The 16281-nt window shown below is 61.7% G+C and carries 13 protein-coding genes; 11 read left to right on the forward strand and 2 right to left on the reverse strand.

Features of this window, described 5'->3' with window-relative positions; all coding sequences use genetic code 11:
• The first annotated feature begins 122 nt into the window (after nt 1-122).
• The 4 genes from CIW50_RS25360 (at nt 123) to CIW50_RS25375 (ending at nt 5294) form a co-directional block, all read left to right on the forward strand.
• The gene (locus tag CIW50_RS25360; RefSeq protein WP_149533938.1) at nt 123-626 is read left to right on the forward strand and encodes a YciE/YciF ferroxidase family protein; all 504 of its coding nucleotides are present in this window, start codon (nt 123-125) and stop codon (nt 624-626) included.
• Nucleotides 627-965: 339 nt separating this feature from the next.
• A complete protein-coding gene (locus tag CIW50_RS25365; protein WP_149533939.1) occupies nt 966-2741 on the forward strand; it encodes an acyl-CoA dehydrogenase family protein in 1776 nt (591 codons plus the stop codon).
• Between the two features lie 96 nt (nt 2742-2837).
• Entirely contained in the window at nt 2838-3599 is a 762-nt protein-coding gene (locus CIW50_RS25370) for a crotonase/enoyl-CoA hydratase family protein (protein ID WP_149533940.1), read from the forward strand.
• A gap of 24 nt (nt 3600-3623) precedes the next feature.
• Complete coding sequence (locus CIW50_RS25375) at nt 3624-5294, forward strand: bifunctional metallophosphatase/5'-nucleotidase (RefSeq protein WP_149533941.1); 1671 nt, start codon at nt 3624-3626, stop codon at nt 5292-5294.
• Nucleotides 5295-6170: 876 nt separating this feature from the next.
• Here CIW50_RS25375 and CIW50_RS25380 read toward each other — a convergent pair.
• Nucleotides 6171-8237: a putative bifunctional diguanylate cyclase/phosphodiesterase gene (locus tag CIW50_RS25380; protein ID WP_149533942.1), complete on the reverse strand. Its 2067-nt coding sequence runs from the start codon at nt 8235-8237 to the stop codon at nt 6171-6173.
• Between the two features lie 377 nt (nt 8238-8614).
• Here CIW50_RS25380 and CIW50_RS25385 point away from each other — a divergent pair, with 377 nt between their 5' ends.
• Nucleotides 8615-9544 carry a histone deacetylase family protein gene (locus tag CIW50_RS25385; RefSeq protein ID WP_149533943.1) on the forward strand — a complete coding sequence of 310 codons (930 nt, stop codon included), beginning with the start codon at nt 8615-8617 and terminating at the stop codon, nt 9542-9544.
• Between the two features lie 84 nt (nt 9545-9628).
• A complete protein-coding gene (locus CIW50_RS25390; protein ID WP_149533944.1) occupies nt 9629-9880 on the forward strand; it encodes an exodeoxyribonuclease VII small subunit in 252 nt (83 codons plus the stop codon).
• A gap of 84 nt (nt 9881-9964) precedes the next feature.
• On the opposite strand, the gene CIW50_RS25395 is transcribed toward CIW50_RS25390, so the two are convergent.
• Nucleotides 9965-10150: a hypothetical protein gene (locus CIW50_RS25395; protein ID WP_149533945.1), complete on the reverse strand. Its 186-nt coding sequence runs from the start codon at nt 10148-10150 to the stop codon at nt 9965-9967.
• Nucleotides 10151-10231: 81 nt separating this feature from the next.
• Between CIW50_RS25395 and CIW50_RS25400 the strand changes: the two genes are divergently transcribed.
• The 5 genes from CIW50_RS25400 to CIW50_RS25420 all read left to right on the forward strand — a co-directional run bounded on the left by CIW50_RS25400 (nt 10232) and on the right by CIW50_RS25420 (nt 16251).
• Nucleotides 10232-11290, forward strand: a complete 1059-nt coding sequence (locus CIW50_RS25400) for an alpha/beta hydrolase (RefSeq protein ID WP_149533946.1) — start codon at nt 10232-10234, stop codon at nt 11288-11290.
• 345 nt (nt 11291-11635) lie between these two features.
• Complete coding sequence (dxs, locus tag CIW50_RS25405) at nt 11636-13561, forward strand: 1-deoxy-D-xylulose-5-phosphate synthase (RefSeq protein WP_149533947.1); 1926 nt, start codon at nt 11636-11638, stop codon at nt 13559-13561.
• Between the two features lie 158 nt (nt 13562-13719).
• Entirely contained in the window at nt 13720-14262 is a 543-nt protein-coding gene (locus tag CIW50_RS25410; protein WP_149533948.1) for a nucleoside 2-deoxyribosyltransferase, read from the forward strand.
• Nucleotides 14263-14264: 2 nt separating this feature from the next.
• Nucleotides 14265-15020 carry a TlyA family RNA methyltransferase gene (locus CIW50_RS25415; RefSeq protein WP_149533949.1) on the forward strand — a complete coding sequence of 252 codons (756 nt, stop codon included), beginning with the start codon at nt 14265-14267 and terminating at the stop codon, nt 15018-15020.
• Nucleotides 15013-16251, forward strand: a complete 1239-nt coding sequence (locus tag CIW50_RS25420) for a class I SAM-dependent RNA methyltransferase (protein ID WP_149533950.1) — start codon at nt 15013-15015, stop codon at nt 16249-16251. The genes CIW50_RS25415 and CIW50_RS25420 overlap by 8 nt, the downstream gene beginning before the upstream one ends.
• Nucleotides 16252-16281 lie beyond the last annotated feature (30 nt).

The following is a 16281-nucleotide window of genomic DNA, read 5'->3' on the forward strand; positions in this document are numbered from 1 at the left end:
GAGGAGGTCTTTCCTCGCCCGCCGGAACATAAACGCTTTCAGCGGCTTGTCGGGCGTGAACAACCTCAACCACAGAATGTGAGGCCCCTGCATCTGTGGGGGCTTTTTATTGGAGAAATCCCATGGCCAAAAAGCCCAAGCTGCTCGCCGACCTTTTTCACGACACCCTCAAGGACGTGTACTTTGCCGAGAAGAAGATCTTCGCAACCCTGCCGAAGATGGCGAAGGCCGCACAAGACAAGGGCCTGAAAGCGGCCTTCCTCAAGCATCAGAAGGAAACCGCAGGTCAGATCAAGCGCCTTGAGCGCGTGTTCAAGATCGCAGGCAAGAAGCCGGTCGCCAAGACCTGTGCAGCCATCATGGGCATCACGAAGGAGGGCACCGAGATCATGACCGAGTACAAGGGCATGCCCGCGCTCGACGCTGGACTCCTTGCTGTCGCTCAGGCCGTTGAGCATTACGAGATGTCTCGTTACGGCACCCTTCGCACATGGGCGCAAGAACTAGGCATGTCGGATGCGGCATCATTGCTCGATGCGACGCTGCAGGAAGAGAAGGCGACGGACGCTGCGCTGACCAGTCTGGCCGAGTCAGTCGTCAACGTGGAAGCTGAAGCCGGGATGTGACACGGATGCCCGGCTGCTTCAGCAGCCGGGATCGATCCGCCGGCGTTTGAGAAACTCTGGAACGTCAGGTGCAGGCGAACCTTATCCGAGGCAACCGCCGCACGGCGCGTGCGAACAGCACTTCCGCCCCGGCCAAGGCAGGCCCATCGGCGACCCGTCACCTCTGTTTCATGACGTAAACGCCTGCATTCCGCTCCAACAGCACCTGAACAAGGTCCAGCCGCGCTTCCCGAGCAGGCCCCTCATGCGCCCTTTGGCGAGTTGAGGGGCGGAGCGTTTCGTGGGAAGACGGCGGAAAGCTGAAAAGTGGACCCAAAGAATCTCTGGGAGCGAGATGCCATGACCTACCGAGCACCGATCAACGACATGCTGCTGGCCCTGAATCACGGCGCCGGCCTGCAGGCAGCCCTGAAAGCCGGGCATTATGGCGATTTCGACGCGGATATGACCGCTGCCGTGCTCGAAGAGGCCGGCCGCTTTGCCAGTGACGTTCTGGCGCCACTCAATACCGTGGGCGACAAGAACGGCATCAAGCTTGCCGACAACAAGGTCACCACCGCCCCCGGCTGGCCCGATGCCTACGCGCGCTGGACTGCCGCCGGCTGGAACGGCGTCTCCGGCCCCGAAGCCTTCGGCGGCCAGGGCCTGCCGCTGGCGATCAATGCCGCCTGCACCGAGATCTGGAGCGCGTCGAACATTGCGTTCGGCCTGTGCCCGCTGCTGACACTGTCCGCCATCGAAGCACTCGATGCCCATGGCAGCGACGAGCTGAAAAAAATCTATCTGGAGAAGCTGGTCACCGGCGAATGGACCGGCACCATGCAGCTCACCGAGCCTCAGGCCGGCTCCGATGTCGGCGCCCTGCGCTCGCGCGCCGAGCGCGCGCCGGACGGCAGCTATCGCATCTCCGGCACCAAAATCTTCATCACCTATGGCGATCACGACATGACCGACAACATCGTGCATTTCGTGCTTGCGCGATTGCCCGATGCACCCGCCGGCACCAAGGGCATTTCGCTGTTCCTGATTCCGAAATTCCTCGTCAATGCTGACGGCTCGCTCGGCGAACGCAACGATATCCATGCCTCGGGCGTGGAGCACAAGCTCGGCATGCACGCCTCCCCTACCTGCACCATGACCATGGGCGACAAGGGCGGTGCGATCGGCTACCTGATCGGCGAAGAGAACCGCGGCATGCTCTGCATGTTCACGATGATGAACCAGGCCCGCCTCGGCGTCGGCCTTGAGGGTGTCGGCATTGCTGACCGCGCCTATCAGCAGGCACTGGCTTTTGCGCAGGAGCGCAAACAAGGCCGCGGCATCGGCAGCAAGACCACAGGGATGGACCCGATCATCGTGCATCCCGACGTCAAGCGCATGCTGATGCAGATGCGTTCGCTGACCGCCGCGGCACGCACCATCTGCTACGCCACGGCCGTGGCGCTCGACATCGCCGCACGTTCGCCCGACGCCAAGGTGCGTACCGAAGCTGCAGCGCGCGGCGCATTGCTGACGCCGATCGCCAAAGCCTTCTCCACGGATATCGGCAATGAAGTGACGTCATTGGGCGTGCAGATCCATGGCGGCATGGGCTTCATCGAAGAGACCGGCGCGGCACAGCACTACCGCGATGCGCGCATCACGGCGATCTATGAAGGCACCAACGGTATCCAGTCGATCGATCTCGTCACGCGCAAACTCGCGGCGTCAGGCGGCGAGTCAGTGTGGACGCTGCTCGGCGAGCTCTCCGGCATCGTCAGCCGCGTCGAGGCCTCCAATGATCCCGCCTTCGGCACCACCGGCGCAAAACTCCGCGACGCGCTCGGCTCGCTGGAACGATCGAGCAAATGGCTGCTGGAGAAGCTGGCCTCCGCACCGAACGACGCACTCTCTGGCGCCACGCCTTACCTGCGGCTGTTCGGCTCCGCCCTCGGTGGCTGCATGCTTGCCAACGAAGCGCTCGCGGCACGCGATGGCGACGGCGATTCCGCGCGCTACGTAACGGTAGCGCGGTTCTTCGCCGAGAATGTTGCAGTGCAGGCAGGATCTCTCGAACGCACCGTGATGGACTCAAGCGAATCCGTGATGTCGGCCGATGCCGTTTTGCTGGCATAGACCGTCGCCAACCATATCGGCTGCAGCGGATTGATGTAGTATCCGACAGAGGAACGCGCCAGCCGCGCTTTTTGCGGGGCGCTGCAAGGAAGTGACATGACCGAACATCTGATCGTGACCGACGAACACGCCACGCGCGTGATCACGCTGCGCCGCCCCGAGAAGAAGAATGCGATCACCCAGGACATCTATCGCTCCATGAGCGAGGCGATCGACACCGCACAAAACAATCCCGATATCCGCTGCATCATCATCACCGGCGGCTCCGGTGTCTTCACGTCCGGCAACGATCTCGAAGATTTCATGAAGGACAGCGTCGCCAAGGCCGAAGTGCCGCGCGCTTCAAACGCCGTGAAATTTCTCTATTCGCTGGCTCAGAACACCAAGCCGATCATCGCGGCGGTGGACGGTATCGCCATCGGCATCGGCACCACGATGCTGTTTCACTGCGATTATGTGCTGGCCTCTACGTCCGCGAGTTTCAAGACACCATTCATTCATCTCGGTCTGGTGCCGGAAGCCGCATCGAGCCTGCTGTTTCCGCGTACCATGGGTCATCAGCGCGCCTTCGCAACCCTGGTGATGGGCCGCACGATGACTGCGGAGGACGCCAAGGCCGCCGGCTTTGTCAATGAAATCGTCGCGCCCGGCCACACCGAAGTCGAGGCGCGCAAGGTCGCCCGCGAAATCTGCGCCCTGCCCGCCGAAGCCGTGGCGATCTCGCGCCGGCTGTTGAAGCTCCCACCTGAGGACCTTACCCGCCGCATCGATCAGGAGAGCCATCTGTTCGGTGAACGCATGAAATCGCAGGAGGCGATTGCGGCTTTCAAGGCGTTCTTCGCGCGCAAGAAGGCGTAATGTATCTGCAGTAGACTGGACGGCATGAACAGCCCTCGCTCAACCCTCATTGCCGCAGCATTCTTGCTCGGCAGTATAGTGCCCTATGCAACAGCGCAGACGCCGGCTCCCGTCGACGTCACCGTCCTCGCGATCAACGACTTCCACGGCAATCTGCGCCCTGCCCCCGGCGGCATCAGCATCGACGATCCCGCCGACAGGACGAAGAAGATCACGATCCCCGCCGGCGGCGCCGAACATATGGCGACGCTGGTGAAGCAGCTCCGCGCCGGCAAAGCGAACAGCGTGTTCGTGGCTGCAGGAGACCTGATCGGCGCCAGCCCGTTTCTCTCCGCGCTGTTCCACGACGAACCGACCATCGAGGCACTGTCGATGATGGGCCTTGAGATCGCTTCGGTCGGCAATCACGAATTCGACGAAGGGCGCGAGGAGCTGCTGCGCATGCAGAACGGTGGGTGCCACCCCGTCGATGGCTGCCAGGGCCCGCATCCCTTTGCCGGCGCGACCTTCAACTATCTCGCTGCGTCCACTATCGATACCAAAACCGGCAAGCCGCTGCTGCCGCCCTATCAGATCAAGACATTCGATGGCATTCCCGTCGCCTTCATCGGCCTGACGCTGAAAGGTACGCCGGGACTGGTTGCGCCGCCGGGGATCGCCGGTCTGGAATTCTGGGACGAAGCCGACACCGTCAATGCGCTGGTGCCCGAACTGAAGGCCAAAGGCGTCGAGGCCATCGTGGTGCTGATCCATGAAGGCGGCCTTCCCACCGGCGACTACAATGAGTGCCCGGGCATCTCCGGACCCATCGTCGATATTGTGAAGAAGTTCGACAAGGCGGTCGACGTTGTGGTCAGCGGCCACACCCACCGCGCCTATACGTGCCAGATCGACGGGCGCCTCGTCACTTCGGGCGATAAATACGGCACGCTGGTCACCACCATCGATCTCAAGCTCGACCGCACCACGCGCGATGTCGTCAGCGCGAAGGCGGACAACGTCATTGTGCGCACGGCAACCTATCCGGCAGATCCCGCCCAGACGGCCTTGCTTGCCGCCTATGACAAGGTTGCCGCGCCGATCGCCAGCCGTCCTGCCGGATCGATCACCGCAACGCTGTCGCGCATACCCGACATGACGACCGGGGAAAGCCCGCTCGGCGATATCATCGCCGACGCACATCTCGCGGCGACATCTACGAGCACACTCGGCGGTGCTGTAATCGCCTTTACCAATCCCGGCGGGATCCGCGCCGATATCGTGAGATCCACTGACGGCACAGTGACCTATGGCGACGTCTTCGCAGCGCAGCCCTTTCGCAACCAGTTGGTGACGCTGACGCTCACAGGCGCGCAGATCAAGGCGACGCTTGAGCAGCAATGGAACACCCCGAGCCGGCCGCGCATCCTGCAGGTGTCGAAAGGCTTCAGCTATGCCTGGGACAATACGGCGGCGGCGGGCCAGCGCGTTCCACCCGGGCGCATGATGCTGGATGGCAAGGTGATCGAGCCCGCTGCCAACTACCGCGTCACCGTGAACGGCTTTCTCGCCGTCGGCGGCGATGGCTTCACGGTTCTGAAAGATGGCAAGGATCCGCTGGTCGGCGTCTATGATGTCGATGCGCTGAACGCGTATATGAAGGTCAACAGCCCGGTGTCGCCGGTGCCGTTGGGACGAATTGCGCGGGTGGATTAGCGGAAGCATCCGCCTGTCCTGCGCTATCATTCCAGAATTATCATGGCGCGTCATTCCGGGCGCACGAAGGCGGCGAAGCCGCTGCAGTGCGAACCTCAGGCAAACCAATTGGTTTGCCGGGGAATGACAGCTTGGAGTATCGAACATTTTTTCCTATTTCTCGTTGACAACATCCCCTTCTTGACTATATTCCCCTTCGTCCTGCCCCACCGAGAGGGGCGATCGCGATCGTCACGGTCGTGGGGCTGGATGCGGTGGGCGCCGGAGATGCGGCGTCACGCGGTTCATGGGTGACGTCTGTCTTCGGGCAGGACGGATCTGCGCCAGCACTGCCACTGGCAACGAGACGGTCGGCCTTGAGATGGAAAGACCCTCTGGACAGTGTGACGGACGACTTCATCCGAGGCGTTCGGTTCTTGGCTGCGCTAATCCGACCTCATCGCAATGGGGTCTAATAATGATGGGTCTGAGGGTTCATCTGGAAAGCCGGGCACCCCGTCAAACACCGCGTGCGGAACGCTGGGCATTTGCTCGGCGCCTCCGAAAGTCCTGATGCATTCACTATTGCGGAAGACCGCATCGCATCAGGCCCAAGGGTGCAACGGGCACCCGGCGTTCCGCACGCCCTCTCACCGGAGGGCGGGAATGCGAAACACGACGGCGCCCCCGCGCCGCAAACAATGGGGGCGATGACGCATGTCTGAAGAGCAGTGGCTGTTTGAAATTCGAAGAAGCTGAGACGCGCGGGCGGTCGCGATATCCCTCCCTCAAGCGGCGAAGCCGCGCAGTGCGGAGGGAAAGAAAGAGCCCCGTCATATTCAACACGCACTTGCCGGTCCGGCCATGACCGTGGTGAATTTCAACGGCCTCCACCTTCTACGCCACATCCCGCTGTTCGATCTCGTTATGGATATCGAACGGCTCGGGCCTGCCCACCGCATAGCCCTGCGCAAAGTCCACGCCGATCTCGGTGAGCGCTGCAATGATCTCGTCGCTCTCCACAAATTCCGCCACCGTACGCTTGCCCATGATCTTGCCGATATGGCTGATCATCTCGACCATGGCACGGTCGATCGGGTCGGTGAGCATGTCCTTGACGAAGGAACCGTCGATCTTGAGATAATCGACCGGCAGATGCTTGAGATAGGCAAAGGATGACATGCCGCTGCCGAAATCGTCCAGCGAGAACCGGCAGCCGATCTGCTGCAGTGCCTGAATGAATTTGTTGGCATCGGCCAGATTGGCGATGGCGCTGGTCTCCGTGATCTCGAAGCAGATGATGGTCGGCGGTATCCGATAGATACGGAACTGCTCGCGGACATAGTCCAGAAAGCTTTCATCCTTGAATGTCGCGCCAGACAGGTTGATGGCGCAGGTCGAGACCGGAATGGCATGTTCGGCCAACCGCGCGGCGAGAATGACAAAGGCATTCCTGACCACCCAGCGGTCGATCAGCGTCATCAACCCGTAGCGCTCGGCCGCGGGAATGAAGTGACCGGGCGCAATCAGTTGCCCTGCCTCGTCTCGAATTCGCAACAGCAGTTCGACATGCAGGCTGCCGTCGTCCCGTTCGCCGAGCGGAATGATCTTCTGGGCATAAAGACAGAAGCGATCCTGTTCGAGCGCATCGTGAATGCGCTGCACCCAGGTCATCTCACCGAACCGCTGCAGCAATTCGGAATCGCTGGCCTGATGCAGCTGAACGCGATTGCGGCCCTTCTCCTTGGCCATGTAGCAAGCCACATCGGCGGCGCGCAGAGCTTCCTCCAGCGTCACCTCCGGGTGTACAATACAGACGAGGCCGATACTCACGGTGACGTTGAAGGTGCGCCCGTTCCAGACGAAGTTCAGTTCCTCCACCGTCTGCCGCAGCCGCTCGGCCGTCGCAACGGCACGATCCGGCTCGCAGCGTTCCAGCAGCACTGCGAATTCATCGCCGCCGAGACGCGCCAGCAGATCGTCCACGCGCAAGTGCTTCTGCAGCATACCGGAGACCTGCCGCAGCAGATGATCGCCGGCGGCATGGCCGCAAGTGTCGTTGACGATCTTGAATTGATCGAGATCGAGGAACATCAGCGCATGCGGCCGCGATTCGATACCGATGCGCGGCAGCGCTTCCTCGACGCGGCGCTCGAACTCGCGGCGGTTCGCCAGCCCAGTGAGCGCATCATGCGAGGCCTGAAACGCCAGACGGGAAATGTATTCCTGCTCGCGCTCCTTCTCGATCTTCAGGGCCGTCTCGAAACGCTGGCGCTGGATCAGCAGATTGCGCGTCCGCCAGATGCCGAGCAGGATCAGCAGTGCCGCGGTCAGCCCATTGGCAATGAGCAGAATGCTTTGAATGGCGCGCGAACCGATACCGAGACGCTGCGAGAATGCGACAGCAAGCGGTGTGGTCTGTTCATTGATCTGATCGATCTGCGCCTTCAGGGCCGCTAATCGCATCGAGCCGACCCGGCCTTCGCTGACGTTTGCGTGGATCGCGTCGGCCGTATCCACCAGTTGCCTGATCACGGGATCGGTCGCACGCCAGCTCTCGATGGCGCGGGCGAGATAGACGACCTCACTGAAATTGCGGAACAGCGAGATCATGCCGGGGATGTCTGCGGCATCGTTGCCGCCTTGCAGGAATCCGTCATGGGCGGCCTGCAGGTCCGGTACCGGCCGTTCCAGCGCGTGGCGCGCGTCGAGATCACCGAGCGGCACGGCAATGCTCGCCTGATAGCGCCGGTAGTATTTGTCGTCGCCCGTCTCGGCATAGAGGCTAAGCGAATGCACCGCCTCCATTTGCCCCTTCGACCAGCGGCTCTCGCCGGTGACATAGGCGCGGACCGACGACAGGATATTGATGCTGGCGCCTGCCAAAACGGCCTGCAGCAAGACGATGGCGACGAACGGCCAGACCGAACGCAGGAGATGGGGTACGCCCCTTGGATATCTCATCTCGCTCATCGCCCACGAACCCACCACAGACGCACGTGCAACTGCGGAGTTCGGACAGCCTCTATATGCGCACCTTCTCCGCAGAATGCCGCTGCCCGTAGTGATAGCAGTCGCGACTTAACGCGCGTTTCAATTCCACACGGTCATGACGCCTCGATGAAACGCTATGAACAGGTCGTGAAGAAAGCGATCAGCGAATTTGATTGGTAGTTTCTTCCGTGGCGATGGACGGGATCGCGTCGACCTTCAGCGCTGGCTCCTCTCGCCGGACGCAGCAAGGCCCGGGTTTCGCGGGCGTCCCCCTATCGGAACCTGACCCGACCAGCTAGGTTATCGTCCCATCATACCAGCGCTCCCCACGCTCGCGGATCATTTGCATGACGACACTCCTTCTGAGCCATCCGGCATCGCTCGATCACCTCACCCCGCCCGGCCATCCTGAACGCCCCGACCGCATACGCGCAGTAGCGCAGGCACTCAGCGAAGACCGCTTCAACGCGCTGGTGCGGGGCGAAGCGCCGGAGGGCGATCTCGATGTGGTCAGCCTGTGCCACGACAATCACTACATCGACGAATTGCGTCATGTCGCACCGAGCAGCGGGCTCGTCTATCTCGACGGTGATACGTCCATGTCCCCCGGCACCTGGGAAGCCGTGATGCGCGGCGTCGGCGGCGCCGTGGCTGCGACCGACGCGGTCATGAAGGGCGAGCACAGCAATGCCTTCGTCGCGACACGCCCGCCCGGTCATCACGCAGAGCACAACAAGCCGATGGGCTTCTGCTTCTTCGATCAGGCCGCGATTGCAGCGCGGTATGCGCAACGCACCTACGGCATTACCCGCGCCGCCGTCGTGGATTTCGACGTCCACCATGGCAATGGCACGCAAGACATCTTCTGGGCCGACCCCACGGTGATGTATTGCTCGACACATCAGATGCCGCTGTTTCCCGGCACCGGTGCGTCCCAGGAGCGTGGCGAGCACGATACCGTGGTGAATGCGCCGTTGCACGACGGCGATGGCGGTGCGAAATTCCGCTCCGCTTTCGACAATCTCATCCTGCCGCAACTGCAGAAATTCGCACCCGAACTGCTCATCATCTCCGCCGGCTTCGATGCGCATCGCCGCGATCCGCTCGCGTCGCTCAACCTCGACGCTGAGGATTTCGGCTGGGTGACACGCAAGCTGATGGATCTCGCCGACAGCACCGCAGGTGGCCGCATTGTCTCGGTGCTCGAGGGTGGGTATGATCTGCAGGGCCTGAAAGAATCGGTCGCGGCCCATGTTTCTGCGCTGATGGGCGCATAGATCGCGGCGCAACAGACCCGCCACAATACGCCCTCAAACATATCTTTGACTCCGTCCTTCCAAAATGCGCACACGGGAAACCGAATGGCCGAGAACACCCACGCTGACGTCAAGAAGCTGACGTTTGAGACCGCGATCGAAGAACTGGAATCGATCGTGAAGCGCCTCGAAGACGGTAAGGTGCCGCTGGAAGAGTCGGTCGCCATCTATGAGCGCGGCGAGGCGCTGAAACGGCGCTGCGACGAATTGCTGCGTCAGGCCGAAGCGCGTGTGGACAAGATCACCACGGATTCGACTGGCAAAGCGGTCGGCACCGAGCCACTGGACGTCCAGTAGGACATCGCGCCGGGCTGAGACCTCGCACCACCCCGCGGCCGAATTAGCGCTTGGCGCATGGCGCGGCCTGTTTATAGTCCGCCGTCAGTCCGGGGAACCAGCGTGCGCGTCCAGCACCGTCATGTCATCTATGTGCAGGGATACGATCCGCGGGGCCTCTCGCAGTATTACCGCATGTTTCGGACCGAACTGCGCAAGTTCGGCCGCCTTTATGGCCTGACCACCTCGGTCAGCCGGCCAAAAGGTCATACCGACGGCGAATTCGCTCATGAATCCGCCTCCTGGCGCATCGAAACCTCCGGCGACGGCTGGCAGACCACGACCGATTACGATTTCCTGCGCTGGGAAGACATGATCCAGCGCGATCTGGCCGTGCCGATCTGGCGCACGCTCATCCACGCTATCGCCATCTATTGGGGCCTCGTCTTCTCCGGCACGATGGGCCGGTTCTGGAAGGCGCATTGGCGCTTCGCGACCTTCATCAGCTGGCCCCACTTCCTGTTGCTCAACGGAGCGATCTGGTCGGCAGGCATCGCCTGGCTTTTCGCGTTAGGGCTGCAGGCGGTTGGAATACACGGGTTTTTGGTGGGCTGCGGCGTTGCGGCGGTGTTTGTGGCCGTGCTCGGCTCGCTGCTAAAATACACCGAAAAGCACACGTATCTGCTCTATCTGATGGCCGACACCATCTTCACCTGGCAGTTCTCCCACGGCAACCGGCCGGACTGGGACGCCCGGATCGACCGTTTCGCGCAGCATCTGGTCAATGTCGCCCGGACCACCGAGGCGCAGGAGATCGTGCTGGTCGGCCACAGCTCCGGGTCGTTTCTTGGCTCCGAAATCCTCGCCCGCGCGCTGAAGCTCGATCCGGAACTTGGCAATCACGGCCCTCGTGTCGTGCTGCTGACACTCGGCGGCAACATGCCCATCGTCGGCTTCCATAGGGTCGCGCAAGGCTTTCGCGACAATTTGCGGCTGCTGGCCGTGGAGCCTGCCATCGACTGGATCGACTGCCAGTCCCGCAAGGATGTGATGAACTTCTTCCCGTTCGACCCCATCGCCGGTCACGGGATCGATGTTGGTGCAGCCCGGCGGAACCCGACCATCGTTCCCGTCCGGTTCCGCGAAATCATCCGCCCGGAACATTACAACCGGTTCCGCTGGAAGTTCTTCCGGGTGCATTTCCAGTTCGTCATGGCCAATGAGCGACCGCATGCCTACGATTTCTTCATGACCGTCTGCGGCCCTGTGCCTCTCAGAGAGCGTGTCAACCAGCCGAACACAACTTTGGCGCTAGTCAACGGCACACCTGCTACCCGCGAAATCGCATGGAAAAAGCTCGATTTAGGTCAAAACGGCCCCGTTAAGCGGGCTGCCGTGCATGCCGAACCCTCAGCCCAGCGCATCGGTTAGGCACCGTCGCGTGAATGTGCATACGGGAACCCTGCTTGCCGCGCAGGCAGGCGGCATGGTTGGCTTTGGCTATGTCTTTGGTGTAAAGGGACAGGGTCTTTGCGTAAGCGAGCGTGCCAATGCCGGTCGTTAACGTAGATAAGCGCTTCATCCATCTGGCAGAATTCTTCAGATGAAGAAGCATCCAAGCGTGCTAGATATCACACTGAAAAATCGAAGCCCATTATAAGGCTTCGAACAGGCTTCCCGGTTCTGGAGGCTGCGATAGTCCGAACTGTCTTGCGCGTCAGCGCGACGAACTCGATGCCTACGCAACCCCTGGACATGTAAAATTGGAATAGTGCCGTGAGCAATTTTAGTAAGACACCACTGCTCGATACCATCAACACACCAGAAGATCTTCGGAAGCTGAAGGTCGAGCAGATTCGCCAGGTCGCTGACGAACTCCGTCAGGAAACCATCGATGCGGTGTCGGTCACCGGCGGACATTTCGGCGCCGGTCTTGGCGTTGTCGAACTGACCACTGCCCTTCACTACGTGTTCGATACGCCGCGCGACCGCATCATCTGGGACGTCGGGCATCAGGCCTATCCGCACAAGATCCTGACCGGTCGCCGCGACCGTATCCGCACCCTGCGCACCCCCGGTGGCCTGTCGGGCTTCACCAAGCGCAGCGAGAGCGAATACGATCCGTTCGGCGCTGCGCACTCCTCAACTTCGATCTCGGCCGGCCTCGGCATGGCCGTGGCGCGCGATCTATCGGGCGGCAAGAACAACGTTATCGCCGTGATCGGTGACGGTTCGATGTCAGCGGGCATGGCTTATGAAGCCATGAACAACGCAGGCGCGATGAATTCCCGCCTGATCGTCATCCTCAACGACAACGACATGTCGATCGCTCCGCCGGTCGGCGCCATGTCGGCCTACCTGTCGCGCATGTATTCGGGCAAGACCTACCGCTCGCTGCGCGATGCCGCCAAGCAGCTCGGCAAGCATCTGCCGAAGCTGATCGCCGACCGTGCCGAGCGCGTGGAAGAATATTCCCGCGGCTTCATGGTCAATGGCGGTACGCTGTTCGAAGAACTCGGCTTCTATTATGTCGGCCCGATCGACGGTCATAACCTCGATCACCTGCTGCCCGTGCTGCAGAACGTCCGCGACATGGAGACCGGCCCGATCCTGGTTCACGTCGTCACGCAAAAGGGCAAGGGTTATGGCCCGGCCGAAGCTGCCGCCGACAAGTATCACGCCGTCGTCAAATTCGACGTCGCTACCGGCGCCCAGTCGAAGTCCAAGCCCAACGCGCCAGCCTATCAGAACGTGTTCGGCGCAAGCCTCGTCAAGGAAGCGGAAAAGGACGACAAGATCGTCGCCATCACCGCGGCCATGCCGTCGGGCACCGGCGTCGACATCTTCAACAAGGCTTTCCCGTCCCGTACGTTTGACGTCGGCATCGCCGAGCAGCATGCAGTCACGTTCGCAGCCGGCCTCGCCACCGAAGGCTACAAGCCGTTCTGCGCGATCTACTCGACCTTCCTGCAGCGTGGCTATGACCAGATCGTCCATGACGTGGCGATCCAGAACCTGCCCGTGCGTTTCGCCATCGACCGCGCTGGTCTGGTCGGCGCCGACGGCGCGACCCATGCCGGTTCGTTCGACAACGCCTATCTCGGGTGTCTGCCGAACATGGTCATCATGGCGGCGTCCGACGAAGCCGAACTGGTGCACATGGTCGCGACGCAAGTCGCCATCAATGACGCGCCGAGCGCGCTGCGCTATCCGCGCGGCGAAGGCCGCGGCGTCGAGATGCCGGAAGTCGGTATCCCGCTCGAAATCGGCAAGGGCCGCATCGTTCGCGAAGGCAGCAAGGTTGCTCTTCTGTCGTTCGGCACCCGTCTTGCGGAATGCGAGAAGGCCGCTGACGAACTCGCAGCCCACGGCCTGTCGACCACGATTGCCGATGCGCGCTTCATGAAGCCGCTCGACGTCGACATGATCATGAAGCTCGCCCGCGACCACGAGATCCTGCTGACCATCGAGGAAGGTTCGATCGGCGGCTTCGGCTCGCATGTCATGCAGCTGCTCTCCGACAACGGCATGCTCGACGGCGGTCTGCGGATGCGGTCGCTGGTTCTGCCGGACATCTTCCAGGATCACGACTCGCCGGCCGCGATGTATGCGCGCGCGGGTCTGGATTCAAAGGGCATCGTCACCAAGGTATTCGAGACCCTCGGCAAGGATTTCAAGGCCGAGACCGTCAAGCTCGCCTAAGGCTTTCGCTTGCTTTAGATCCGGTCGAACACGACGACGCGTTCAACCGGAAGAAGATATCGCAACGAGGCAATTCGGCGTGAGCAGCCGGATTGCCTCGTTCTCGTCTGAATTGGCTCGTCAATGTCGGCGCAGCTCACCATGACGACGGGGACTTCATGAATATCTATCTCGCAGGCCCCGACGTCTTTCTGCCCAATGCCGACGAGATCGGCCGGCAGAAGGTCGCGCTCTGCAAGCGCTACGGCGCACATGGGTTCTTCCCGCTCGATAACGCCATCGACCTCAGCGCCAGCGACGCCTCGCGCCAGATTTTCCACGCCAATGAAGCGATGATGAATCATTGCGACATCATCATTGCCAATCTCACTCCGTTTCGTGGGCCCAGCGCCGATGCCGGCACGGTGTTTGAACTCGGCTATATGGCCGGCCACGGCAAACTCTGCTTCGGCTATTGCAACGACCCGACGCTCTATCTCGACCGCGTCCGTCGCATGACGGAAGTCACTGATAGCGAGGGCCCTCCAGTCGATGCGAACGGGCTCAGTGTCGAGAATTTCGGTCTCGCCGACAATCTGATGATGATCCACGCGCTCGACCTCTATGGCGCTCCCATGATCGTTCCCCGCGAAGCACCTGATGATCTCTGGCAGGATCTGACGAGCTTCGAAGCCTGCCTAAAACTTGCTGCATCGTACTGACCATGACCAAATCTCCGACCACTGCTCCCGCGCTGCGCAAGCGCGCCGATACGCTTCTCGTCGACCGCGGTATCTTCGAAAGCCGTGCGCGTGCGCAGGCCGCCATCGAAGCGGGCCTCGTGAAGGCCAACGGCAAAGCTGTTGCCAAAGTGTCCGAGCCGTTGCCGCTTGACGCAGCGATCGAGGCTGAACCGGCGCATCCCTGGGTTTCGCGCGGTGGGGTCAAGCTGGCAGGTGCGCTCGAACAATATCCGATCGAGATCGAGGATCATGTCTGTCTCGACGTCGGCGCCTCCACCGGCGGCTTTACCGAAGTGCTGCTCGCCAACGGCGCCAGCATGGTATTCTCGATCGATGTCGGGCACAGCCAGTTGCATCCGTCGCTACACGGCCATCCGAAAATCATCTCGATGGAAGAGACCGATATCCGCAGCTATGAGAACAAGCGCCTGCCGGCACGCCCCGATGTCGTGGTCATCGATGTCAGCTTCATTTCATTGAAGGCGGTACTGCCTGTCGCGCTCTCGCTCGCGGCAGCGCCGATGAGCCTGTTGGCGCTGATCAAGCCGCAATTCGAGGCGGATCGAAAGCAATCCAAGCGCGGCATCATCAAGAACGCCGCGGTTCATCAGGCGATCTGCGACGACATCACCAACTTCGCGAAGACGCTCGGGTGCACCGATATCGAGGTCTTCCCGTCGTCGATCACCGGCGGTGACGGCAATATCGAATTCTTCATGGGTGCACGGCGTGGCTGAACGCCTGACCATCGATCATGTCGGCCAGCGCGGCGACGGCGTCAGCCTCGCCGAAGGCGCGCCGATCTTCGTGCCCTACACGCTTGCCGCCGAGATCGTCGACGCCGATCCCGATGACGGGCATCCGGAGCGGCGGCGGCTGTTGCAGATCGACACCGCCAGCCCCGAACGGATCGACCCGTTCTGCACCTACTTCACCCGCTGCGGCGGCTGCGCCATCCAGCACTGGCAGCCCGACCGCTATCAGGTGTGGAAGCGCCAGATCGTGGTCGACACGCTGGCGCAAGCGAAGATCGCCTGCAAGGTCGACCCGATCATCGACGCCCATGGTGCCGGCCGCCGCCGCGTGACATTACATGCCCGCCGCGGCAGCGATGGCGAATTGCGTGTCGGTTTTGCTGCTGCTGCAAGCCACGCGATCATCGCCATCGACGCATGCCCAATCCTCGATCACGCGCTGGATGGCGCGCTCGATGCCGCACGCGCGCTGGCCGAGGTGTTGAAGCCGGTCAGCAAGCCGCTGGACATTCAGGTGACGGCGGCCAGCAACGGACTCGATATCGACGTCCGCGGCACCGGCCCATTACCGACGGCCATCATCACATCGCTGTCGCGCGTCGCCGAAGCGCACAAACTGGCACGCCTCACACGGCATGGCGAACTCGTGCTGATGCGCGTGCCACCCGTCGTCACGATGGGCAACGCACAGGTTACGTTACCACCCGGCTCATTCCTACAGGCCACGGCGGCCGGTGAAGAGACATTGGCCGCGCTTGTGCTCCAGCTCTGCAAAGGCGCGAAAAACATCGCCGATCTGTTCTGCGGTATCGGTCCCTTTGCGCTCCGGCTGGCAGCCAAATCCAAGGTCACCGCGCTCGACAGCGACAGTGGCGCGATCACATCATTGCAGCAGGCGATCAAGGACACGAAAGGCCTGAAGCCAATCAAGGCCGAGATGCGCGACCTGTTTCGCCGCCCGCTGGTGCCGCAGGAATTGCGCGACTTCGACGCCGTCGTGTTCGATCCGCCGCGGCAGGGCGCACAGGCACAGGTCGAGCGACTCGCGGCAAGCAAGATCCCCGTCGTCGTCGCCGTGTCATGCAACGTCCAGACCTTCGCACGCGACGCAAAAATCCTGATCGATGGCGGTTATAAAATCGACGGCGTTACGCCTGTCGACCAGTTCCGCCATACGCCACATATCGAATTGGTGGCCCGCTTCAAACGCTAGTTGTCTTTTCGCCGAGCTTACGGTGGAGTG

The organism is Tardiphaga sp. P9-11 (assembly GCF_008329525.1).
Taxonomy (GTDB): Bacteria; Pseudomonadota; Alphaproteobacteria; order Rhizobiales; family Xanthobacteraceae; genus Tardiphaga.